General features: G+C 32.7%; 17 protein-coding genes. 15 read left to right on the top strand and 2 right to left on the bottom strand.

Annotated elements, in window-relative coordinates; genetic code table 11:
- Nucleotides 1–64 precede the first annotated feature (64 nt).
- On the top strand, nt 65–1015 hold the full coding sequence (locus tag C1Y58_RS10605) for a DUF1848 domain-containing protein (RefSeq protein ID WP_105616017.1): 951 nt from the start codon (nt 65–67) through the stop codon (nt 1013–1015).
- 55 nt (nt 1016–1070) lie between these two features.
- Here the strand turns inward: C1Y58_RS10605 and C1Y58_RS10600 are convergent, their stop codons facing one another.
- The gene (locus tag C1Y58_RS10600) at nt 1071–1619 is read right to left on the bottom strand and encodes an NADH peroxidase (protein WP_105616016.1); all 549 of its coding nucleotides are present in this window, start codon (nt 1617–1619) and stop codon (nt 1071–1073) included.
- A gap of 295 nt (nt 1620–1914) precedes the next feature.
- On the opposite strand from C1Y58_RS10600, the gene C1Y58_RS10595 reads away from it, so the two are divergent.
- From C1Y58_RS10595 to C1Y58_RS10585, 3 genes are all read left to right on the top strand, one after another.
- Nucleotides 1915–3081 carry a phosphopentomutase gene (locus C1Y58_RS10595; RefSeq protein WP_334293838.1) on the top strand — a complete coding sequence of 389 codons (1167 nt, stop codon included), beginning with the start codon at nt 1915–1917 and terminating at the stop codon, nt 3079–3081.
- 50 nt (nt 3082–3131) lie between these two features.
- A complete protein-coding gene (locus C1Y58_RS10590) occupies nt 3132–3950 on the top strand; it encodes a purine-nucleoside phosphorylase (protein WP_105616014.1) in 819 nt (272 codons plus the stop codon).
- 182 nt (nt 3951–4132) lie between these two features.
- Nucleotides 4133–5539: an S-layer homology domain-containing protein gene (locus C1Y58_RS10585; protein ID WP_105616013.1), complete on the top strand. Its 1407-nt coding sequence runs from the start codon at nt 4133–4135 to the stop codon at nt 5537–5539.
- Nucleotides 5540–5645: 106 nt separating this feature from the next.
- Here C1Y58_RS10585 and C1Y58_RS10580 read toward each other — a convergent pair whose 3' ends face one another.
- Nucleotides 5646–8774: a S41 family peptidase gene (locus C1Y58_RS10580; RefSeq protein WP_105616012.1), complete on the bottom strand. Its 3129-nt coding sequence runs from the start codon at nt 8772–8774 to the stop codon at nt 5646–5648.
- A gap of 191 nt (nt 8775–8965) precedes the next feature.
- On the opposite strand from C1Y58_RS10580, the gene C1Y58_RS10575 reads away from it, so the two are divergent.
- The 11 genes from C1Y58_RS10575 (at nt 8966) to C1Y58_RS10525 (ending at nt 24947) form a co-directional block, all read left to right on the top strand.
- Nucleotides 8966–9652 carry an RluA family pseudouridine synthase gene (locus tag C1Y58_RS10575; protein WP_105616011.1) on the top strand — a complete coding sequence of 229 codons (687 nt, stop codon included), beginning with the start codon at nt 8966–8968 and terminating at the stop codon, nt 9650–9652.
- A 572-nt stretch (nt 9653–10224) separates the two neighbouring features.
- Nucleotides 10225–12141: an endonuclease MutS2 gene (locus C1Y58_RS10570; RefSeq protein ID WP_105616010.1), complete on the top strand. Its 1917-nt coding sequence runs from the start codon at nt 10225–10227 to the stop codon at nt 12139–12141.
- A 73-nt stretch (nt 12142–12214) separates the two neighbouring features.
- Nucleotides 12215–14332, top strand: coding sequence for a DNA topoisomerase III (locus C1Y58_RS10565; protein WP_105616009.1), 2118 nt, complete (start codon nt 12215–12217; stop codon nt 14330–14332).
- A 183-nt stretch (nt 14333–14515) separates the two neighbouring features.
- A complete protein-coding gene (locus C1Y58_RS10560; RefSeq protein ID WP_170311572.1) occupies nt 14516–15436 on the top strand; it encodes a tetratricopeptide repeat protein in 921 nt (306 codons plus the stop codon).
- 308 nt (nt 15437–15744) lie between these two features.
- A complete protein-coding gene (locus C1Y58_RS10555; protein WP_105616007.1) occupies nt 15745–17127 on the top strand; it encodes a tryptophanase in 1383 nt (460 codons plus the stop codon).
- 120 nt (nt 17128–17247) lie between these two features.
- A complete protein-coding gene (locus C1Y58_RS10550; protein WP_105616006.1) occupies nt 17248–18315 on the top strand; it encodes a branched-chain amino acid aminotransferase in 1068 nt (355 codons plus the stop codon).
- 144 nt (nt 18316–18459) lie between these two features.
- Nucleotides 18460–19242: an ABC transporter ATP-binding protein gene (locus tag C1Y58_RS10545; RefSeq protein WP_105616005.1), complete on the top strand. Its 783-nt coding sequence runs from the start codon at nt 18460–18462 to the stop codon at nt 19240–19242.
- A 3-nt stretch (nt 19243–19245) separates the two neighbouring features.
- The gene (locus C1Y58_RS10540; RefSeq protein ID WP_105616004.1) at nt 19246–20859 is read left to right on the top strand and encodes an ABC-2 family transporter permease; all 1614 of its coding nucleotides are present in this window, start codon (nt 19246–19248) and stop codon (nt 20857–20859) included.
- Nucleotides 20860–21330: 471 nt separating this feature from the next.
- Complete coding sequence (locus C1Y58_RS10535) at nt 21331–22623, top strand: sugar ABC transporter substrate-binding protein (protein ID WP_105616003.1); 1293 nt, start codon at nt 21331–21333, stop codon at nt 22621–22623.
- A gap of 96 nt (nt 22624–22719) precedes the next feature.
- Nucleotides 22720–24114, top strand: a complete 1395-nt coding sequence (locus C1Y58_RS10530) for a carbohydrate ABC transporter permease (RefSeq protein ID WP_105616002.1) — start codon at nt 22720–22722, stop codon at nt 24112–24114.
- A complete protein-coding gene (locus tag C1Y58_RS10525; RefSeq protein ID WP_105616001.1) occupies nt 24114–24947 on the top strand; it encodes a sugar ABC transporter permease in 834 nt (277 codons plus the stop codon). The genes C1Y58_RS10530 and C1Y58_RS10525 overlap by 1 nt, the downstream gene beginning before the upstream one ends.
- Nucleotides 24948–24956: the final 9 nt, after the last annotated feature.

The following is a 24956-nucleotide window of genomic DNA, read 5'->3' as shown; positions in this document are numbered from 1 at the left end:
TTACAAACTTTTACGGTATAATAATTATAGGCTTAAAATAATTGAGTAAATGAGGGAACTGAAGATGATTTTGAGTGTAAGTCGAAGAACAGACATTCCAGCCTTTTATAGTGATTGGTTTATGAATAGAATACGAGAAGGTTTTGTGGTTACAAAGAATCCTTTTAATCCTAAGCAAATGCATCGGATTTCTTTAAATCCTCATGTGATTGATTGTATTGTGTTTTGGTCAAAGAATCCAAAGGCGATGATCAACCATTTAGATGAATTAGACAGTAGAGGATACAAATATTATTTTCAGTTTACTCTAAATGGGTACGGCAAAGATATAGAACCTTTTGTTCCGGCTAGGGAAGAAATGATCCATACTTTTAAAAAGATCAGCAAAAAGATTGGAAGGCATCGAGTGATCTGGCGTTATGATCCAATACTCATTAATACTCGATACGATGTAACGCATCATATTCATAATTTTGAGTACATATGTAAGAAACTAAGTGGGTACACAGAAAAGTGTATCATTAGTTTTATTGATAGCTATCAAAAGAATAAGAACAATTTAAAGCGTGCAGAAGTACACTTTATGGCTGATAAAGAGATGACATTCTTAGCTCAGAATTTAAGCCATATAGCAGAGAGTAATAGTATGCATTTGGAAACTTGCTCTGAAAAGATTAACCTTGATGAGCTTAATATTCAACATGGTAAGTGCATTGATGACAAGCTAATTGAAAGAATAATTGGTTGTGCTATAAAGGTATCAAAAGATAAAAACCAAAGATCGGATTGTGGATGCGTGAGTAGTATAGATATTGGTGCCTATAATTCCTGTAAACATAGATGCATATATTGTTATGCTAACTATAGTCAACAATCTATGAATGATAATATTCAAAAACATCATGTAAAATCACCTTTACTTATAGGAGAGTTAGACGGTAGTGAGGTTATTAAAGCTAAAGAGATGAAGAGTTTAAGACGTCATCAGATGACTATATTTGAAGAAGTAAAATAACCCCTTATTCATGAGAATAGGGGTTACTTAGTTATATAAGGATTGGAATTATTATTTATCCAAAAAATCTCTTTAATAAACCTTGGAATGCTGCACCATGGCGAGCTTCATCTTTACACATTTCATGAACTGTGTCATGAATAGCATCGTAACCTAGTTGCTTAGCTTTTTTAGCTAAGTCTAATTTACCTTGGCAAGCACCATGCTCAGCATCCACGCGCATTTGTAAGTTCTTTTGTGTATCGGCTGCAACTACTTCACCTAATAATTCAGCAAACTTAGCAGCATGTTCTGCTTCTTCAAAAGCAATACGCTTATATGCTTCAGCAACTTCAGGGTAACCTTCACGATCAGCTTGTCGGCTCATTGCTAAGTACATACCAACCTCAGTACATTCACCCATGAAGTTTTGTTTTAAACCTTCAACAACTTCAGGGTCTACATCTTTAGCAACGCCGATACGATGTTCGTCAGCCCAAGCTAATCCTTCATTAGATTGTTGCTCAACAAATTTTGAAGCTGGAGCATTACATTGTGGACATTTCTCTGGAGCTGTTTCACCCTCATGAACATAGCCGCAGATTGTACATATAAATTTTTTCATTTTAATTTCCTCCTCAAAATATCAGTGATTCAAATTGAATCATTATTAACAAATAATAAATATTAGATACAAGTATATTATACGACCATAGGTTATTTTTGTCAATAAAAAATTAAAAAAATATTTTACAAAAAACTATTGTGCAATTAGAACAATTTAACTATAATTATAATTGTAAAACCTATGCAATTACAAAATAGTTATAATAAGAATTTTTAAACTGACATACAATAAACCTATGCATTAAGAGATATCTAACTAATTTATTAGAAATTGAAAGGAGATGTTAATGATGATCAATAGAGTAATATGGGTCATTTTAGATAGTGTTGGTATGGGCGAATTACCAGATGCTGACCAATTTGGCGATATGGGCAGCAATACTATAGGAAATACTGCAAAAGCAGTTGGTGGATTAAATATTCCAAATATGATTCATTTAGGATTAGGTAATATTGATGGTATGAAAAACTTAGATCGTACAGATGCACCAAAAGGGTGTTTCGCGCGTTTGGGTGAAATTTCAAATGGAAAAGACACAACAACAGGTCATTGGGAAATGGTTGGTATCCATTCTACGGAACCGTTCCCATCTTATCCAAATGGCTTTCCAGCAGATATTATAGAAGAGTTTGAAGCGAAAACAAATAGAAAAGTGTTAGGTAATAAACCTGCTTCCGGTACAGCGATTTTAGATGAACTAGGTACTGAACATGTTAGTACTGGAAATCTTATCGTATACACATCTGCGGACAGTGTATTTCAAATTGCTGCTCATGAAGATGTTGTTCCAATTGATGAGCTTTATAGAATATGTGAAATAGCAAGAGAAATGTTAAATGATGAGCATGCTGTAGCAAGAGTCATTGCCCGTCCTTTTATTGGTGAAGAAGGCAACTGGCAAAGAACGGCTAACAGAAGAGATTTCTCACTTCAGCCACCAATTGATACAGTTTTAGATTACATGAAAGCGGCTGGTCATCAAGTAACAGGTGTTGGTAAAATTGAAGATATTTTTGCTAACAAAGGTATTACAGACGCTATTCATACAAAAGATAATATGGATGGTGTAGATCAAACTCTAGAATATATGAAGAAACAAGAGAAAGGTTTAATCTTCACAAACCTTGTTGATTTCGATTCTAAATGGGGTCATAGAAATAACTATGTTGAATATGCAAAGGGTCTTGAAGCATTTGATACACGACTTAAAGAGATTACTGATCAAATGACTGAGAATGATATTCTTTTCATCAACGCTGACCACGGTTGTGATCCTACAACTCCAAGTACAGATCACTCAAGAGAGTATGTTCCTCTTTTGATTTATGGTAAATCAATCAAAGAAGGTATTAACTTAGGTACTCGTAAGACTTTTGCAGATATCGGTCAAACAATTGCTGAAATCTTTGATGTGGAGAAAATAGCTATTGGAGAAAGTTTCTTAGAAGATATTAAGTAGAGATATATCTTATAATGAAGTATGATAATATACAACTTAGAGGTGTAAATATGTTACAACATAAGATAGAAGATGCAGTTAAATACATGAAAGAGCTAATCAATGATGAGCCTGGGATTGGTATGATCTTAGGTTCAGGTTTAGGTGACTTAGCTGACGAAATTGATAATGCAACACTAATAGATTACAGCAATATTCCACATTTTCCAGTTTCCACTGTTGAAGGTCACGCAGGACGTTTTGTAATTGGAGAATTCGAGGGGAAACAAGTTATTGCTATGCAAGGAAGATTTCATTTCTATGAAGGCTATCATATGAATGAAGTGACATTTGCTGTACGTGTTATGAAACTATTAGGAGTAGAAAAATTACTTGTTACTAATGCAGCGGGCGCTGTTAATAGAAACTTTAAACCCGGCAACTTAATGTTAATCAGTGATCATTTAAATTTCATGGGTACCAATCCTCTTATGGGTCATAATCTTAAAGAGTTTGGTGTTCGATTCCCTGATATGTCTGATGCTTATAGCAAAGACTTAAGAGAAAAAGTTAAAACTGTTGCTTCCACTAATGGGATTGAAGTAGTAGAGGGTGTTTATTGTGGTTATTCTGGACCCTCTTATGAAACACCTGCAGAGATAAGAATGTTTAGAACATTAGGCGCAGATGCTGTTGGTATGTCTACTGTTCCAGAAGTAATCGTTGCTGTTCACAGCGGTATTAAGGTGTTAGGTATATCTTGCTTAACCAATATGGCGGCAGGTATTTTAGATCAGCCATTATCACATGAAGAAGTTACTGAAACGGCTACAAGAGTTAAACAAGATTTTGTTTCTTTAGTTAGAGCGGTAATCAGAGAAGTATTATAGACAAAAAAATTATAGTTTAGTATAAAGAGGTAGTTCATGTTGTTGAACTACCTCTTTTTATAATGGAGAGCTCTTGCGCTGTACTCTATGATGACTATAAAATATGGATAATTTTAGCGGATTAAAATACTTTATTATCATGTTATAATCATAGGTGACATCTATGGAAGGAGACATCAAAGATGAAAAAACTTTTAATGCTTTTGTTAGTATTCTTAATGCTAACATCAACAGCTGTAGCTGGGAATAATGATGAACCATCAAATTGGGCGAAAGATAACGTAAATAAGGTAAAAGAATTAGGTCTTGCAACAGAAGCCACCAGTCAAGGTTTTAGAGATGCCACAAGTAGAGAGGAATTTGCTACTTTGGTTGTTGTCTTATCAGAAAAAGTTTTGGGTAGAGAATTAGAAGTACCTCAAACTAACCCTTTTACAGATACTGATGATGAGTATATTGAAAAGGCTTACCAAGCGGGTATAGTTAAAGGAATAGGTGGAGGCTTATTTGCGCCAGACTCCAATGTAACAAGAGAACAAATAGTCGTTATGTACATCAACGCGATGAAGATGTTAGAACTTGAATTAGGTCGTGAATTAATTAATGAAGATTTAAAATCAACCTTTAGCGATGAAGATAGTTTTTCATTCTGGTCTGAAGAGAGTATTAAAATTGCAAAAGCTAATGGCCTTGTAAAAGGTGTTGGTAACAATACTTTTGATCCAAAAGGTTTAGCGACGCATGAACAATCCTTAACATTAAATCTTAGAAGTTTCTATTTTACAGAAGATTTAAGTAATCTATTAAATAATGCTGAAACTCAATATGAGAATGCAGAAAGTCTTAGTTTTACTACTGAAACATATTTTAGTTTAAACATGGTAGATCAGGGGACACCTTTTTACATGGAAATGCTAATGAATTTTGATTCAGAGTATATTTTAGAACCATTAGCAATGAAAAATATTATCAAGGGGGATGTAGCAATTGCTATGCTGGGACAAGAAGTTATCATACCTCTTGATGCTGATATGTACATGTTACAGGACGGCAATGAATTAGTTAATTATGTTGCATATGAAGATACTACAACAGGTCAAATTGTCTACGAAAAATATAGAACACCATATGAAGTCATGGATATAAATTCAATGATAGATATGGAAACAATTACAGATGCAGAGTCATTTGCGCATTACAGATTAGTTAATAAAGAAGTTATTGATGGTAGAAATGTTTATACCATTGAGATGACTATCAATATGGATGAAGAAGGCATTGAGCTTATGGATACATTAGTAGGTGATATGCTACTAGAAGTTGGTTTGGACAGTAGTCATTTAATGTTACTGAATGCTGTAGAGTTAACTTACAAATATGATGCAGAAACAGGTGCACTTATAAGTTTAGAAGCAGATTTAGCAGATTATATAAATGCTATTTTTAAAGAATTAACAAGTTCAAGCGAAGAAGTAGAAATTCAAGAATTTCTCATAAAAATTAGTGATATTCGTATGAATGATATTGATGAAATTGTTGTACCTCAAGAAATAATAGAAAATGCTGTTGAGATAAATATAGAAGAATAAAGCTATAAAATAATAGGATTTTGAGGTTAATATATTAGTATTAAAAGGAGGTTGATATAAATAGATCAACCTCCTTTTTTTAATAACTGTTATACCTTAAATAACGCTATTGCAATGTTGCTTTCACTGGAAGAGCTTTTAAGTAATCCTCAAGGGTATCCCCTTCCACGATAATATCCGGTGTAATACCTACTTCATTAATGTTTTTTTGTCTTACGTTCCACCAAAAGTTGACCAACCACAATTCGTAGCCATATTCTAAATTAGTATATGTTGTTTGACCGATTCCTTTGCCATAAGATTGTTGACCAACTACAGTGACATTATCCAAGTATTCGGATAAACTTAATGTAACTAATTCTGAGGCACTAGCACTCTTGTTGTTAATTAATACATAAATGTCTTTAAATGAGAGTGCAAATTCGTCAGAATACATCGAATCTGTGGAACCATCTCTGGTGATTTGTGTAGCCGGAATTACGTCAGGTAGCAATATATCTAGAATACGATCAGCTTCATAAGTACTACCACCCGGGTTATTTCTGAAGTCAAGGATTAAGGTAGTAACTTTGGGATTATCTACTTTTTCTAATGCTTCAATGACTTGATCACTGGCATTCAAGCCAAATTGATCAAGGCCAATATATAAAGCTTGATCACCTGTTTTTGTTGTGACTTTGCTTTCAGGTATGTTTGCATCTTCTTCTATCCCAAATAGATAAGAAAAGTGGTCATCTTCCTTTATTACTGTGTCAAAATACTTTTGAATTTCTTCAGGTAATAAAGTTTCTTTTTTCTTGAGTTCTTCTTCTAAAGCATTCAATTCGCTATTTGATTCATATAATAAATAGTTGTTTTTAAATAAATTAACTAATGCTGCTCCATCTAGTAGTAAATCATTGGATTCAATATCATCTTTAAAGTACTGAGCAGTAAAATCATCAGGATAAATAGCTAAGATAGCATTAGCGCATTCTAGTGACTTTTCATAATTCATCTGATAATATGAGAAGGACATATAATCATATAAATAATCAAGATTATCAATGTTCCAAGCGTATTCATAATGCTCAGCAGCATTAATCATGTCGTATGTTGCCATACTAGCTCTAGCAAGGTACCAATGAGCAGTATCACTTAGAAAGTACCAATAATCATTTCCATAGGTAATAGCTTCCTCGTATTGCTCATAGTAAATATAGGTATCAATCATAGCTTCAATTGCTCTTGAATCACAAGGATAATCTACTAACCAATTTTCAAGCAGTACATCAGAAGCTTCAAAATCACCTTTCCAAACAAAGTCTGCGTAGAGTAAGTTATAAGCTTCCGAACGATAATACCAATCTCCCATCAAAGCGCCATAAGCAAAAGAACTATAGGTATCTTTGTGATTAAGTTCATATTGTAATAAAGTGTATAGAGCTTCAAGATCATCAGGATTATATTTGCAATAAACTAAAAAGTTATTGTAAAGTTCTTCGTTTGCTGTACCATCATAACCATTAAGAAAAGCTGAATAATAAATCTCATAAAGATTCCTTTCTTCAATATATTTTTCTAAGGTTTCTGGTAGGTTCACTATATTTCCATTCTTTTGATTAGATAACTTAATAAACGATTCTAGATTAGTAATATAATCTCTTAATGTATCAGTAGCTGTTAGTATAGGCTCATCTTTATATGTAAAATCAATCTCTAGTTCTACATTGTTATAAGGACGATAAACGGGGTCTTTACTAGCTTGATAACTTGTAGGTTTAAATTCACTTTTACAGAGTATTGTATCAACTAGACCAGTGTTTTTATTAATGAGGAGGTAGCTATCATAATCAATAATACCTTCATCAGGCATATAAATATTGAAATTGTCACTATAAATAACATCTTCAGTAGTATGTTTATTGAGTTCATATATATAGTAATTATCATTTTCTGAAACATTATAAAAATCTACTTGGATTGAATCTAATAGTTCAGACTGCCACTGGCTATAATTTTCAGGTGCATAATCATCAAAAGTACCTAAATAAGTGTATATCTCCAAATCATTGGAGCCGTATTCAGAGATTATCCAATCGTCAGTAAACCAATAACTATCTGTGGAGATGAATTGATTACCACTATAGTAGAAAGTATCTTCTGTGTTATAGTAACCAAGATGGCTTTTACTATCATAAGCTTCAACTATCTTCAGATTTCTTTGGAGATCATCAAAGTCAATCTTATAAAGGCTCTCTCTCTGAATGTAGGGTTGATTAAGAGATTTTTTAAAGGCTTTATTTAATATGTCAACATAAAGATCTTTACTGAATTCAGCTTCATCAATCTCATTCAGGATAAAATTGAAATTCCCATCCACATATTGATAAACCTCACCACCTACTTGAATATAATTTTTGTATGTATCAAAGTAATAACCTTCTAAATTTAATGGAAAGAAATCCTTTTTATCATTCTCTAAATCATATACAAAAGTTTTAGTAGGATCTGAACTTAACCCTGACCCCGTGTTGTAGTAAATTTTATTATCAAAAACAAAATAACTATTAACACTATCTTCAATTAAAGTAGTTTTGCCTGTTAAGCGATCATAAGTATAAAGTTCATTGACATAATAACCTGTTGTATAATATATTCTTTGATCATCAACATAAAAATGAGTGCAGTAATCATTTAAAGGAATAATTTGTTTGCCATCTAATGTTTCAAGATTTAAACTGTAAATGGCATTATCCGGGTTATTTACATAGAGTTCGTTACCATAAACGACTAAACTATCAAATGGACTATTGATATTATAAAAATTAAGACTACTTGTTACATGTTCTTTACCATTTTTATCTACTTTATGTATCTTTAAATCTTCGACGGCTATGTAGTAAAAATAATCATCAAAAAAGATGAAATCTTGTATTTGTACATCAATAACTTTCTTGAGGTCAGTACCTTCTTTGGTTATGGAGTAAATACCCTTCTTTCCTACCATATCAAAGTAAATAACTTCATTGCCATCATATATATTATTAATATATTGTTTATAAAGTACAGTCTTTTCATGGTTATGTTTATTAATTTTAATTAAACCAGAATCTTCTGCACCATAAAAGAAATAGCTACCGTCTTCAAAAAAGGAATTAGCATTTTGTGAGTAACTCGTTTCAGCTTTAACATTGATAACTGTTAAAATAACAAACATGGTAATAATTACTAAATGCTTTAGTGATTTTTGCATATAAATCTCCTTTCGCTTTAAATATCTGTGAAAATAATTCACTTATTCATTATACTATAAAAAAGCAATAATACAATGAATAATATGGTATATTGTAGTAAATGGTATCAGGGAGGTATTTCTTGACATTAGTTTTCTAAAAGCTTAGAATGAATTGAAAGTAAGATTAAAGCAGATGAAAGGTGAGAGAAATGTCCCTTAATATATTATTCGAAGATCAACATATTATTATAGTTGAAAAACCACCCAAAGTCCCTGTACAAAGCGATCCTACTGGTGACATGGATTTGTTAACAGTAATTAAAGAATATTTAAAACAAGCCTATCAAGTGAAAAAACCTTATGTAGGACTAATACATCGTCTTGATCGCCCTGTAGGAGGAATTATGGTTTATGCAAAAACAAAGTTTGCCAATTCTCAGTTATCCCAACAGGTTCAGAATAAAAAAATGGAAAAGACCTATTTCGCAGTTGCTTGTGGGAAGCCTCAAGAAAAACAAGGTATGCTGATCAATCATTTGAAGAAGCTTGGAAAAGTCAATATGTCGGAGGTTGTTTCAGAAGATACATCAGGTGCTAAAGAAGCTCTATTGAATTACCATTGTTTAGGGAGTGTCTCGACTGAAGAAGGAATATTAAGTTTACTGGAAATAAAACTTATTACAGGACGGCATCATCAGATTCGAGTTCAGATGGCACATGCAGGGATACCTTTGTGGGGAGATAATAAATATAATAAGACTTTTGTAAAAGCAAAAAAATGGACTCAGATAGCATTGTGGGCTGGAGAGCTTACTTTTAAGCATCCTAAAACGAAAAAGGATATCACATACAACCTTGAAACCAAAGACATTTATCCCTTTAACTTATTTAAGTAGTCTGTTGTTGCTTACTATAATATTTTCTTTCAATAGGTGTTGACAGCAATTATAAAAAAGCATATAATATGAATGAATTATTTAATTAAGAAGTAGAAGGAGTTTTTTATGTTAAGCATTGTTAGATAATGAAACTATTAATTGAATTAAAAGATGGTAAGATAATCCTATAGAAGGATTTATTAATTGTGCCGTTTTTTAGTACACACGTTGATTTGAGATAATTGACTTGTGTTTATCAATGTTTAACGCAAAATGCCTTTGATTTAATTATATAAATTCACTATATCTGTTTAGAGTTTTATTTCCTTATTAATCTATACACTTTTTTAGTGTGTAACTTGATGTAGGGACGGGTATGTATATATATGATAATAAAGGTTGAGAATGTGTAAGCATTTTCAACCTTTTCTTTGTTTGGTTATTTAATTCATTTGAAGTGCTGGGATTTAATTGATTTGAGATAAGGAATCGATATATCTAATTGTTGTATAAAGCATTTAATGTGAAGGCTGCGTTATGATAAATAAAAACGGTATTGAAGAAAAGTATATTTAGCGGAGGTTTTAACATTGAATATTAAAGCATTAGAGACTTTAGAATATAATAAAATTAAAATAAGTTTAGCAGAGTTTGCTATATCTGAACTAGGTAAAGAGATGATTATGAAACTTAAACCATCTACAGATCAGCAAAAGATAAAGAGACAATTGAAGGAAGTTACTGAAGTGAGGGAAATACTGCAAACGGCAACTTCTATACCTATACAGAATCTTGCTGGGATTGATTCTATTCTTGACAAACTTGAAAAAGATATTGTATTAACAGCAGAAGATTTTAGTCATCTAGGATTTTTCATAGGTGGTATTCAAAAAGTAAAAGACTTTATGGGGTCAAAAGAATTTATAGCACCTCAGATATCTAATTATGCTTATTCCATGTACAATTTAGAAGATGTATATCAGGAAATAGATCGTTGTATTTACCGTAACAATATAAATGATAATGCTAGTTCAAATTTAGAGCGCATTAGGAAGGAAATCTATGTAGTTGAAGGCCGTTTAAAGAGCAAACTTGAAACGATCTTACAATCACCACATTATCGTCCTTATTTACAAGATAATTTTATAAGCCAAAAAAATGGCCGATATGTTATATCAGTTAAAAGTCAGTATAAAAAAAAGATTAAAGGATCGATCGTTGAGACATCTTCTACGGGATCAACAGTTTTCATAGAACCAGCGCCTATCAGTAAGCTTAGAAGTCAGCTAGATGGTTTAAAGATTGAAGAAAAAGATGAAATCTATCAAATTCTTTATTACATGACCATGTTAGTAAAGTCCTATTTAAAAGAGTTGAAAATAAACATAGAGACTATGACCTACTATGATTTTATTTTTGCTAAAGGAAAGTATAGTAAAAGTATTAGTGGACGAGAGGCTAAACTCAATCTTGAGCAATTTACAGAGATCATCAATGGACGCCATCCTCTCCTTGGGAAAGATGCAGTACCCTTAAATGTTGAGCTGGGCAAGGATTTTAAAGCATTGGTCATTACAGGTCCAAATACAGGAGGAAAAACTGTTGCTTTAAAAACGGTAGGATTATTAACCTTAATGATTCAATCCGGACTCCATGTTCCAGTTGATGAAGGGAGTAATTTTGGCATCTATTCGGAAATTTTTGTTGATATCGGAGATGGCCAGAGTATAGAGCAATCTTTAAGTACTTTTTCTTCTCATATGACAAATATAATGGATATATTAGATGTTGCTAACAAGTATGCTTTGATTTTATTAGACGAATTAGGAGCAGGAACAGACCCCGTCGAAGGGGAAGGTATCGCTATAGCTGTCCTGGAACGACTATATAACCAAGGGGCTGTTGTATTAGCAACTTCACACTATGCTAAGGTAAAGAATTTTGCATCTGAGCATAGTGGTTTTGAAAACGGAAGAATGGAATTTGATATTAAGACTCTCAAACCCTTATATCAATTAACAGTTGGTAAACCAGGAGAAAGTAATGCCTTTCTCATTGCGTTACAATTGGGTGTTGACCATAAGCTAATTGAACGCGCCCATCAAATAACTTATGAAGAAGAAGGACACTATTCTTCAATTACATCTACAACAGAACGTCGAAATACTTATAAGAGAGCTAAGAAGCAGAAAACATCCATGGTGTCTATCAAAGAAAACCATGGAAAGAAAATTGAATTAGTGATTGGAGATATGGTTAAAGTACCTTATTTAGATGAGCAGGGTATCATTTTCGAAATGGAGAATGATAAAGGGGAAGTTGGAGTTCAAATTAAAGGTAAGAAAACTTACGTTCCTATAAAAAGGGTGGAGCCATATATTTCAGCCAATGAGCTTTATCCGGATGATTATGATTTTGATATCATCTTTCAGTCCAAGGAGAATAGAAAAAAGAATAAAATAATGAGTAAACGACACGTAGAAGGTTTAGAAATCAAATTGGATTGATTGCGATAAGCTTAAAAAATATGTTATAATAGAGGGATGTCATTAGAAAAATGTAAAATAGGATTGGTGAAATATGGGTAAAGTATTAGTTGTTGCCGAAAAACCATCGGTTGCGAGAGATTATGCAAAAGTATTAGGGTGTAAGACTAAAAAGAATGGTTATATTGATGGAGATGAATACATGATTACATGGGCTTTAGGGCATTTAGTTACGTTAGCAGAACCCCATCATTATGACGAAAAATACAAATCTTGGCGTACAGATGATCTTCCCATTAAGCCAGCACAAGTTAAGTTAAGAGTTAATCGTAAAACTTCTTCTCAGTTTAATATTGTAAAAAAATTAATGAATGATAAGAGTGTTGAATATATCATTTGTGGTACAGATAGTGGACGAGAAGGTGAGTTGATATTTAGATATATTTATCATCATGCAAAGTGCAAAAAGCCTATTAAGCGTTTATGGATATCAAGTATGACGGATATTGCCATAAAAAGGGGCTTTGATAATATTGAAGATGGGCAGAAATACGATACCCTCTATTATTCTGCAAAATGTCGATCTGAGGCAGATTGGCTTGTGGGTATGAATGCTAGTAGGGCTTTCACCCTTAAATATAATACTTTGTTAAGTATTGGGCGAGTTCAGACTCCGACACTTGCAATAATTGTTGAACGACATCATGAAATCGAAAACTTTAAACCAGAGGATTACTTTGAGTTAGATGCTGATTTTGGTGAGTATAAGGGAACTTGGATTGATAAAGATAATAATAAAAAGATAAAGACTCAAGCAGAAGCTACTAGATTAATGGAAAAGATACACTATGGAACCGGAGTTGTTGCTTCAGTTGAAAAGAAGAATAAAAAAACACCCCCTCCCTTACTCTATGACTTGACTGAGCTTCAAAGAGATGCTAATAAAAAATATGGCTATTCGGCTAAAAAAACCTTAAGTATAGCCCAAGATCTTTATGAGAAACGAAAATTATTAACTTATCCAAGAACGGATAGTAGATACATTACAGATGATATGAAAGATACAGTACGAGAAACACTATATAAACTAAATAGACAACCATTTACTCCATTGCTTAAGCAGATTAAGGAATTAAAATTTACTAAACGTATTGTCAATAATAAAAAAGTTACAGATCACCACGCAATTATACCCACTAATGTAACACCCCAATTAGAAGGCTTGAATAAAGATGAGTTTCAGATATATATGTTAGTAGCAGCAAGGTTAATTGAAGCATTCTATCCTCATTATCAAGAAGAAGCTACTGAGATCATCACCATGGTAAATGATGAGTCATTTGTAACAAAGGGCAAGCATATTAGTGATCTAGGTTTTAAAGAAGTAAAGAAAGTGCTTCTTAATGAAGTACCAAAAGAGGCTGATGAATTACCTCTTATCCAAGTAGATGAGACTTATGAGGTTAAAAATGCGATTATCAATAAAAAGCAAACAAAACCTCCTAAGACCTATACTGAAGCAAGTCTTCTTTCAGCCATGGAGCATGCTGGGAAGTTTGTTGAAGACGAAGCCATTAAAGAGAAGTTAAAGGAAATGGGACTAGGTACACCAGCCACCCGCGCTTCTATAATAGAAAGACTCATACATGTAGGTTATATAACAAGAAAAGGTAAAACACTTATACCTACAGAAAAAGGTATAAAATTGGTAAGTGCTTTACCACCACAGATTAAAACACCTGAGATGACTGGGAAATGGGAGCGAGGTCTAAAGCGCATTCATGATGGCACTATGGCACCTGATAAGTTTATGGACAGTATAAATCGTTATGTCGATTATCTTGTAGGACATGCCGCTAATGAAAAGACTACAATTGTCTTTCCTATGCAACCAGGTAAAAAGAAAAGGAGCACAGGGAAGAAAACTTTTGGTAAGTGTCCTTTATGTGAGTACGGTTCTGTATATGAGAATACAAAAGCTTATTATTGTGATCATTGGAAGCAAGGGTGTTCTTTAACTATTTGGAAAGACGTTCTAGAAAAGTATGGTGTTAAATTAGAGAATGAGTTAATGAGGACTTTATTGAGTGATAAGAAGATTGCTGGATATGATATGTATTTACCTCAAACAGGTGAAAAGTGTAAAGCAGACATTGTTTTAGATGAAAAAGGTCAAGTAAAGTTGCTTAATGTTGTAAGAGTAGCCGTATAATTGCATAATTCATCCATCTGCAAAGCTGTTGACAATAAGCCTGCAACTGTTGTATCATATTTAATTGACCTGTTATCATTATAAACATACTGTATAGAAGTATGGACAACTGGTAGGAATGGCAATTATATGAATATAACTGATAGAAAACATTTGCAAAAGATTTTCACGAGAGGTGTTTTAATGGCATTAGACTATAAATATACGAATAATAAAGTACTAGGTTCTAAATTTTACGAAGAAGGACAACTTCAGAAGGCCTTATTATTCTTTAAGAGAGCAAACTCATACCCAGATAGTAAATATGATGCAGACTTTTTGATAGATTTTGGCTTGCTTTATGAAGAACTTAATCAATATGAAGAGGCTTTAGTAAGATTTAATCAAGCGATAGAAGCTGACCCTGAAGAAGCTAGAGCGTTTTACTGTATTGGCATGCTCTATGATAATGTTAAAGAATATAAGAAGGCCATCGATTATTATAAAAGAGCCATTGAATTAGATAAATATTATGAAGAAGCTTATTTTTTCCTGGCATCATGTTGTGATTTAGTCGGTGATAAAGAAGATGCCGTTAAATACTACAAAAAAGCTTTAGAAATTGATTCAGAGGACTTCTGGTGTCTTGTGAATTTAGGTAGTATTTATGAAGAACAAGACCATAATGAAACAGCTCTTGAGTATTTTATGAAAGCAGTAGAAGTTGATCAGACCCATTATATGGTACTTTTTAATCTTGGCGTAGTATTAAATAAAATGAAAAATTTTAAGCGAGCAACAGAGTATTACAGGCGAGCGATTATGTGTAATGTGAAATATCCTTATAGCTTTCTTAATTTAGCTTTAATCTATAAAAATGAGAAAAATTATACTGAAGCTTTAAGAATTATTGAAGATGGAATTAGTAATAACCCAAGAAAATCTTTTTTACACTATCATAAAGGTTGCTTATTAATTAGATTAAATCAATATGATGACGCTAAACGAGCATTTAATATAGCTGTAGGTCTTCATCCAGATTTTATTGATTACATTAATGAAGATGAAGAACTTAGTGAGTTTATTGAAAATGAGAAAGAATGGTATGAACAATTGTCAATGTAATTGAAATAAATACTAACTATTTTAGATAAGATATTAAAGGATGGTGAGAACCATCTTTTCTTTGTATACTATTTCAACAGACTATTCTAACTTGCCGGTATTATTTTTGTTATATTTGTTCATGGCACAATAAATTTCGATAAAGTTTAATATTTATGAAACTATCTATTTTATATGATATAATTTTCTTATAATGTAGAAAACAAACAGATGATTTAAATTCATTAGAAGCATGAATTTCTACATGAGAAGATGTGTGACAAAGTCGTTTAATTCAACTATTCAATGGATCAAGGAGGAGGTCTATAATGGCAACGAGAATACCAGAACCTTTTAGAATTAAAATGGTAGAGAGAATCAATCTAATTCCTCGGGAGGAAAGGGAGCAAAGGCTAGTAGAAGCAGGCTATAACCCTTTCGCATTACGATCCCAAGATATCTACATAGATTTACTTACTGATAGTGGAACAGGTGCCATGAGTGATAAGCAATGGGCAGCTGTTATGCTTGGTGATGAGTCCTATGCAGGAAGTAAATCTTTCTATAAACTAGAATCAGTTGTTCAAGAAATTACTGGATACAAATATGTTATACCTACCCATCAAGGGCGTGGAGCAGAGCAAGTTGTCTTACCTTTGGTTATAAAAAATAAAGGTGATTATGTTTTAAATAATATGCACTTTGATACAACCATGGGTCACGTCATTTTGGCAGGAGGTCGACCAGTCAATTTAATTGATGAGAAGGCTTTTGATACAGACAAGTATGATGATTTTAAAGGTGATTTTGATTTAGAAAAATTAGAAAATTTCATCAAAGAACATGGCGTTGACAAAATATCTTGTTTAATAATTACTGTAACATGTAATTCATCAGGTGGTCAGCCTATTTCTATGGCTAATATGCGTTCTGCAAGTGATATTGCGCATAAGTATGGATTACAAGTATTTTTAGACGCAGCGCGATATGCTGAAAATGCCTATTTTATTAAGGAAAGAGAAAATGGCTATCAAAATAAATCTATTAGGGAAATTGCTAAAGAGATGTTCTGTTACGCAGATGGGCTAATGATGAGTGCCAAAAAAGATGGTATAGTCAACATGGGTGGACTAATAGGTATTAAAGATAACGAGGATCTATATAATGAGTGTCGTTCTCGTCTAGTACCTATGGAAGGTTTTCCTACTTATGGCGGATTAGCAGGTAGAGATATGGAAGCTTTATCTGTGGGTTTAGAAGAGGCTTTGGAATATGAATACTTACATTATCGAATTGGTCAAGTAAAGTACCTTGGTGACCGATTAAGAGAAGCTGGTGTACCGATTCAATATCCAACGGGAGGTCATGCAGTTTTCGTTGATTGTAAGAAATTATGTCCACAAATACCATTTCATCAGTTCCCAGCACAAGCATTTTGTAATGCACTCTATATAGAAAGTGGTATTCGACCAGTAGAAATTGGCTCCTTCTTGTTAGGAAGAGATCCTGAGACAGGTGAAAACTTAGAATCACCATTAGAATTAATGCGATTAACAATACCTAGAAGAGTATATACGAATGATCATATGGACTATATAGCTGATGGTGTTATTAAGGTCGCAGAATATGCTAGTTCGCTTAAAGGGTTTGAGTTTGAGTATGAGCCTAAAGTGCTGCGCCATTTCACAGCTAAACTGAAACCTGTTGAATAGAAACTATTATAATAAGAATAATTACACTAATTTTCATTATTTGACTTGACCTTTAAATGCATTTATGCAAAAATATATGATAAGTATGAAGACGATTAAATTTTCCAAGGGGGTTCATCTATGAGTTTAAACATTTCAATTCAAAAAACTACTCATCCAAAACAAAAACCAGATGCAAATAATCTAGGGTTTGGTAATATTTTCACAGATCATATGTTTGTTATGGACTATACAGAAGGCAAAGGTTGGCATGACCCAAGAATTATACCATATGGATCATTTGAGATTGAACCTTCAGCAATGGTATTTCACTATGGACAAGAGATGTTTGAGGGGATGAAGGCGTACAAAACACCAGAAGGTCAAGTGCAGCTGTTCAGACCTATGAAAAACATTAGACGTGCTAATATAACAAATGAAAGAATATGTATCCCTGAAATTGATGAAAATGATATGCTTCAAGCAATTAAAGCCATCGTTGATGTAGATAAAGATTGGATACCAGAAGCAGAAGGTACATCACTTTATCTTAGACCATTTATAATTGCTACAGATCCTTTCCTAGGTGTGCGACCTTCCAGTACTTATAAATTCTTTGTAATTTGTAGTCCAGTAGGTGCTTATTATAAAGAGGGGATTAACCCTGTAAGGATTTATGTTGAAGAAGAGTATGTGAGAGCTGTACGTGGAGGAGTAGGTTACGCTAAGACAGGCGGTAACTATGCTGCAAGTTTAAAAGCGCAAATGAAAGCTAAGAAGGGCGGTTTTGCTCAAGTACTTTGGTTAGATGGAATTCATCGTAAGTATGTTGAAGAAGTTGGTACGATGAATGTATTCTTCAAAATCAATGGAGAAGTAATTACACCTTCATTAGAAGGTAGTATATTACCCGGTGTTACAAGAGATTCTACAATTGAATTGCTAAAATCTTGGGGTGTTAAAGTTACTGAAAGAAAAATAGATATTCAAGAAGTATTTGATGCTGCAAAAGCAGGAATTCTTGAAGAAGCTTTTGGTACTGGGACTGCAGCTGTTATATCACCAATTGGAGAGTTAAAGTGGAAAGATGAAGATGTTGTAATTAATAATAATGAAATTGGTCAATTATCCCAAAGAGTGTATGATACGATTACAGGCATTCAAACTGGTAAAGTTGATGATACCTTTGGTTGGGCTGAAGAAGTTTAAGTTTATATAATTTTGCATTGAATTAGAGAGTTGATCCAAGTGATTAACTCTTTTCTTAATGTCTTTATAATTAACGATAATTTAAGGTAGATATTCTTGAAGTAGGTATATAAATATGTTATATTACCCAAGAGGGGTGAGAAGATGGAAAAAATGCCAGTCATAACTATGAAAAATTTAAGAATGAGTTATGGATCAGGTCCAGAAGTGTTAAAAGGTATCGATTTAGATGTATATCCTGGTCAAATAATTGGTTATATAGGTCCTAATGGAGCAGGAAAGAGTACTACTGTAAAAATCATGTTGGGGATTATCGAAGATTATAGTGGGGAAGTAACCATTTTAGGTGACAACATAAAAAATCAAGTAGAGTATAAAAGAAGAATTGGTTATGTGCCAGAGAATGGTGAGATTTATGATAACTTAACAGCTTTTGAATACTTATCTTTCTTAGGTGAAATCTATGGATTGGATACTGAGAAAGTTGAGGTAAAAGCTGCTCAACTAATGGAATTATTCGGAATTAAGGAACAGTTACATGCTAGGATATCAAGCTTTTCTAAAGGAATGAGACAAAAGGTTTTGATTATTGCAAGTTTAATCCATGATCCAGATATCCTTTTTTTAGATGAGCCTTTAAGTGGACTTGACGCTAATAGTGTAATGATTGTTAAAGAAATTCTAGATCATCTTGCTTCGAAGGGGAAGACTATCTTCTATTCATCACATATTATGGACGTGGTTGAGAAGATTAGTCATCGAATTATACTATTGAACGAAGGTATAATAGCAGCCGACGGGTCATTTGAAGAATTAAGTAAGAAAAACTTAGATGGTTCTTTGGAAGAAATATTTAACCAGTTAACGGGTTTTGATAATCAAGAATCTGTGGCAGAACAGTTTGTGACAGTACTAAAGGAGGATTAGAGTATGAATGATTACTTTTATCTAAGAGTACTGGACCGTTTCCAAGGTTTATTTGAAAAGCAAGGGATATGTTATAAGTCATTAAGACAAATATTACAATTAAAACTTACCATGGATGCAAGAAGACAGACAACAATGACAACTAATAGAAAAAAAGATAGTAGAAGTTTTTTTTCTAAATCTTTATTAACCCATGGTTTAATGGGTTTTATGTTGCTCATATTTATCATACCAGATATAGATTTATTTTTTCAGATGAATGTATGCCTTGGTATCATAATTTTTATGTTAATGTCAAGTTTAATCGCAGATTTTTCATCAGTATTACTTGACCAAAAAGACAAATCAGTTTTATTGACTAAACCAATTGAGCCAAGTGTAATTTCACTTGCTAAGATACTGCACATCATTTATTATGTGGGAATACTATTGTTTATCATGTCCATAGCTCCTTTAATTGGTGGTACTTTCAAGTATGGGCTCATATATGGTTTACTATTTATAGTTACATTGGTATTGGGTTTGCTATTTGTCATGTTTTTGACAACATTACTTTACTTTTTAATTTTGAAGTTTTTTGATGGAGAAAAACTAAAAGATATCATTAATTATTTTCAGATTGTTCTTACTATCGTCATGATCTTTGGTTATCAATTGATGAGTAGGATGTATACCATTATTGATTTTGATATGGTATTTGAACCAAAATGGTGGACCTATTTAATACCATCTGCTTGGTTTGCTTCTTATTTTAGAATTTTTGTCGAGAATCAGGTATCTACTAGTTTAGTGGTTTTAGCTATGCTGGGTATACTTGTTCCAATAACAGCTATCATTGTTCATGTAAAGTATGTTATGCCTTATTTTGAAGGCTACTTAAATAAGATGGAACAGGTAGGGGGAGTTAAAAAACACAGCCCTATAAAAGAGCGACTAAATACTATGCTGCAATTGCTTCTATGCCCATCGAAAGAAGAACGTACCTTTTTTAAGTTCTTTATAGCCTTAATGAAGCATGAAAGAAAACTTAAGTTAAGAATCATACCACAGTTAGTAATGGCTTTAGGATTTCCATTTATCTTTATGATTAACAGTGGCTTTGATGTTAGTGAATCCTCTAAAGCTTTTATGTTCATTTATTTTTCTTTTTGGATGATGAGCTTTTTGTTCACCAATTTTCTTTATAGTGAAAACTATAAAGGGGCTTGGGTATACAAGTCTTTACCTATACAAGACATTAATGCGATAAGAAGAGCATTATATAAATCTGCTATGTCTAACTATATTGTACCTGTATATGTAGGTTTGAGCGTGATATTTTTATTCATCTATAATTTTACTATATTTGGACATCTAGCTTTAATGTTCCTAAACCTTTTGATTATAACCATGTTATTATTTAGAATATCAATTAATACACATCCTTTCAGTATGGAAATGGATATACAAAAAGGTGATAGTAAAAGTTTCATTTTAGGAACATTAATTATTGGAATCGTGGCAGGTATTCATTGGCTTTCTACAATTTTTAGTTATGGATTATATATCAATATTTTCATGACTCTATTAATAACTGTCGCGTTATGGATTATTTTATTTAGAAAAAGAAAAAAGTAATACAAGTTTTATAAGTTTGTGAGGATTCTCTTATGAGAGTCCTTTTTCTTACTATTATTCATTTTTAGGAAACTTCCACCAAGAAAAGATCTCAACTAAGTAATAGCATAGATACTTTTTCTGTTAAAGAATTGCACTCATAGAAAATTATCAAAGTATAAAGTGAAAAATTTTTATATATATTTCGAAAAAGGTTTAAATTCTACATGAAACATTATATTATAGGTGGCAAAATGAAATAATTTATTAATCAAGCAGGAATCGAGTAATAAATAGATTATATATATTGCACAAAGTGCTCTTGACATGCAAGGGGTTGCATGATACAATGTGACTAACAGCATGCAACCGATTGCGTTTTGTATGCTTTATAGTGTGGTAGGGAGGTACATAGACTAGCAGCGTATCTTGTTTTACCTTATTCATACAAATGTTTTAATATTAATTTTTTAAATTTAGGGAGGAAGAAACATGAAATTAAGAAAAGTATTAGCTATGTTTTTAGTACTTATCATGAGTATGAGTTTATTGGCAGCTTGTGCTAGTGATGAAGAAAAGGGTGACACTTCTGAAGAAGTAAAAACAGAGTCAAATGAGACAACTGATAAAGAAGAAGCTGAAGCTCCTGAAGGATTACAACCAGAAGATGGTGCAGAATTACTTGTTTGGGAAAGTGAAGGTCCTGAAGGTGACTTCATGGAACGTGCTATCGAAGAATTCAATAAAATTTATCCTGATGTAACGATTAATTACGAACCTGTTGGTCATACAGATGCTAAAGGTAAATTAGCTTTAGACGGACCTGCTGGTGTTGGAGCTGACGTTTTTGCAGCACCTCATGACCACTTAGGAGAATTAGTTGAATCTGGTTTAATTATTCCTAACACTGAATTCAATGCAAATTATGCTGAAACATTTGTACCTGCAGCTGTAACTGCTGTAACTTATAAAGGTGAGACTTATGGTTACCCAGTATCCATTGAAACATATGCATTATTCTATAACAAAGACATCGTTGACGAACCAGTGAAAACTTGGGATGAACTTAAAGAATTTGCTAAAGAATATAATAACCCAAGTGAAAATAAATTTGCTCTTATGTTTGAAGCAGCAAATGCTTACTATGATTACATGTTCTTAGGTGGTTATGGTAGTAAATTATTTGGCGAGTCAGGTGAAGATAGAGAGCAATTAGGCTTTGATAATGAAAATGGTGTTGAAGCTATGAAATTCTTACATTCAATTAGAACTGATATTATGGATATTGCTGCAGCTGACATCTCTTATGATGTTATGATGCAAGGTTTCAATTCTGGTCAGTTCCCATACATGATTAATGGTCCTTGGGCTATTCAAGACTGTAAAGATGCTGGAACAAACTTTGGAATCGTTGAATTACCTGTATTACCAAACGGTGAACACCCAGAAAGTTTCTCTGGTGTACGTGGATTATATGTAAGTTCTTATACAGAGTATCCTAATGCTGCTATGTTATTTGCTAATTTCTGTGCTGATCTTGAAATGACTAAAGAAAGATTTGAAATTACTCATCAAATTCCTGTAAGAACTGATTATCAAGTTGAAGACGAGTTCATTGCAGGTGTAATGGCACAAGCAAAATATGCTAAGCCAATGCCAGCTATTCCAGAAATGGGTTCATACTGGACAGTAATGGGTAGTGTTTATACAAACATCTGGGAAGGTGCTGAGCCTGAAGCAGAATTAGAAGCTGCTAAAGAAGCTATGTTAGCTATGTACGAATAATATAGAGTTAATCTTTTTTAGAGGGCGGCTTAATTTAGCCACCCTCTAAAGCTAGTAATACAAAGGTAAACACATATTAATTAAAGAGGTGTTGAGATGTCTGTAAAAGGTAAGACCAGTTCTCAGAAAAAGAATATCAGTTTAGCGACTATATTTTCAATACTGTTTATGGGCTTAGGTCATATTTTATTGGGCTTTCAGGCTAAAAAGATGAAGTCTCAAAGTCCTAAAGCAGCAAAAAAGAATGCTTTGGAATTATATCATATATTATTTTTTAAAGGGATTATTTTCATATTTATTGAAATATTTGCACTTATCAATTTTAATTCCATTGCAAAAGCGATTTATGGTCTAGTAACATTAGGTACTGTAACAGGTGAGAAGATCATGAAAAATAATGACCATTCCATTTTCTTAATGGCAGAAGGTCTTATTATTTTCTTAGTTGTGCTTGTCATTTTAGCAATATACTTATATAGCGTTCTAGATGTTTATAAGATCAATAAAAGGTTAGCAACTGATCAGTATTTTATTGATATTGATTATTCATTAAAAGGTGTTATTAATGATATGTTTCCATACTTTGTTTTATCACCTGTAGCATTAATGATTATATTTTTCGTGTTCTTTCCTTTGTTATTCAGTTGTTTATTAGCGTTTACAAATTATTCTATGCCTTATCATATGCCGCCTAAAAATCTTGTTGATTGGGTAGGTATACAAAACTTTATAGACATGTTTTCACTTCCAAACTGGAAAGAAGCATTTGTTGGTGTCTTCACATGGAACGTTATATGGGCCTTTATTGCCACATTCTTAAACTTCTTTGTGGGCCTCCTTATAGCACTTATGCTTTATGATAAAGACATTAAGTTTACTAAAGGGTTTAGAACGATATATATTTTACCATATGCTATACCACAAATGATTAACTTGCTTGTATGGAAAAACTTACTGAATGGTCAATTTGGTCCAATTAACTTATCCTTAAAAGCAATGGGTATCATAGAGAACAGTATACCTTTCTTATCTGATCCAATGATGGCAAAAGTTTCAGTTATACTTGTTAACCTATGGATAGGGGCACCTTACTTTATGCTCTTACTAACAGGTATCTTGACTAGTATACCAAAGAACTTATATGAAGCAGCAGAAATTGATGGTGCATCAGGACTACAAAAATTCAGAAAGATTACTTTGCCAATGGTCATGTTTGCGACAGCACCTTTATTGGTAATGACTTTCTCATTTAATTTCAATAACTTTGGAGCCGTTTACTTCTTAACAGGTGGTGGACCAGACAATGTTTACCCACCAGGAAGTGGAGCTGGAGCTACTGATTTATTAGTAACATGGATATTTGAGTTGATGAATGGTATGCAGAAATATCATATGGCAGCTGTGTTATCACTATTAGTATTTACCATAATTGCACCATTTGCAATTTATAACTTTACTAAGACTAAGTCATTTAAGGAGGGTGAATACTAATGTTGAAAAAAAGATTAAAGCAGTTAGTTATTTATACTATACTTATTGGTATCGCTCTGATTGTATTATATCCTATTGCTTGGACAATAGGGTCTTCCTTCAATCAAGGAAGTAGTTTACAGAGTACAGGTATTAATCCTATACCTGACCAATTTAGCTTAAACCAATATAGAAAATTATTTACTGAAACGGATTATTTACATTGGTATAAAAATACTCTTAAAATAGCAGTGATTAATATGATTTTTTCTGTTGCAATCACTTCCTTATCAGCTTATGTATTCTCAAGATATGGCTTTAAGGGTAAAAAAATATCTATGATATCCATGTTAGTCCTTCAAATTATACCTAGTTTCACTGGTATGGTAGCGATGTATATTATTATTTGGAAGATGGGGTTATTAGATACTCATTTAGGTCTTATCATTATTTACGTAGCTGGTCAGATACCTTATAATACATGGCTTGTTAAAGGGTATCTTGATACAATACCTAGAGAACTAGATGCTGCTGCAAAAGTTGATGGTGCAGGTAATTTTACTACTTTCTTTAAAATTATCTTACCTATTGCAAGACCTATCATCGTCTTTCTAGCAATAGCTACTTTTACAGCGCCATGGATGGACTATATCTTCCCACAACTTGTATTAAAGTCTCAAAAGAACTGGACATTAGCTATCGGATTATTTGAAATGATTGATGGTGAAGCTGACAATGCTTTTAGTCAGTTTGCCGCTGGTTGTACATTGGTAGCTATTCCATTTACTATTTTCTTCATGTTAAGTCAAAAATTCATGACAGAAGCTCTAGGAGCTGGAGCGGTAAAGAGTTAGGAGTGGTTC

Origin of the sequence: Vallitalea okinawensis (genome assembly GCF_002964605.1) — a bacterium.
Taxonomy (GTDB): Bacteria; Bacillota; Clostridia; order Lachnospirales; family PQDH01; genus Vallitalea_A; species Vallitalea_A okinawensis.
This window is presented reverse-complemented; position numbering and strand designations above follow the sequence as displayed.

Excerpts from the sequence above, each read along its gene's own strand:
- C1Y58_RS10605 (WP_105616017.1), top strand. The coding sequence starts at position 65 with ATGATTTTGAGTGTAAGTCGAAGAACAGACATTCCAGCCTTTTATAGT.
- C1Y58_RS10600 (WP_105616016.1), bottom strand. The coding sequence starts at position 1,619 with ATGAAAAAATTTATATGTACAATCTGCGGCTATGTTCATGAGGGTGAA.
- C1Y58_RS10590 (WP_105616014.1), top strand. The coding sequence starts at position 3,132 with ATGTTACAACATAAGATAGAAGATGCAGTTAAATACATGAAAGAGCTA.
- C1Y58_RS10585 (WP_105616013.1), top strand. The coding sequence starts at position 4,133 with ATGAAAAAACTTTTAATGCTTTTGTTAGTATTCTTAATGCTAACATCA.
- C1Y58_RS10580 (WP_105616012.1), bottom strand. The coding sequence starts at position 8,774 with ATGCAAAAATCACTAAAGCATTTAGTAATTATTACCATGTTTGTTATT.
- C1Y58_RS10575 (WP_105616011.1), top strand. The coding sequence starts at position 8,966 with ATGTCCCTTAATATATTATTCGAAGATCAACATATTATTATAGTTGAA.
- C1Y58_RS10565 (WP_105616009.1), top strand. The coding sequence starts at position 12,215 with ATGGGTAAAGTATTAGTTGTTGCCGAAAAACCATCGGTTGCGAGAGAT.
- C1Y58_RS10560 (WP_170311572.1), top strand. The coding sequence starts at position 14,516 with ATGGCATTAGACTATAAATATACGAATAATAAAGTACTAGGTTCTAAA.
- C1Y58_RS10555 (WP_105616007.1), top strand. The coding sequence starts at position 15,745 with ATGGCAACGAGAATACCAGAACCTTTTAGAATTAAAATGGTAGAGAGA.
- C1Y58_RS10550 (WP_105616006.1), top strand. The coding sequence starts at position 17,248 with ATGAGTTTAAACATTTCAATTCAAAAAACTACTCATCCAAAACAAAAA.
- C1Y58_RS10545 (WP_105616005.1), top strand. The coding sequence starts at position 18,460 with ATGGAAAAAATGCCAGTCATAACTATGAAAAATTTAAGAATGAGTTAT.
- C1Y58_RS10540 (WP_105616004.1), top strand. The coding sequence starts at position 19,246 with ATGAATGATTACTTTTATCTAAGAGTACTGGACCGTTTCCAAGGTTTA.
- C1Y58_RS10535 (WP_105616003.1), top strand. The coding sequence starts at position 21,331 with ATGAAATTAAGAAAAGTATTAGCTATGTTTTTAGTACTTATCATGAGT.
- C1Y58_RS10530 (WP_105616002.1), top strand. The coding sequence starts at position 22,720 with ATGTCTGTAAAAGGTAAGACCAGTTCTCAGAAAAAGAATATCAGTTTA.
- C1Y58_RS10525 (WP_105616001.1), top strand. The coding sequence starts at position 24,114 with ATGTTGAAAAAAAGATTAAAGCAGTTAGTTATTTATACTATACTTATT.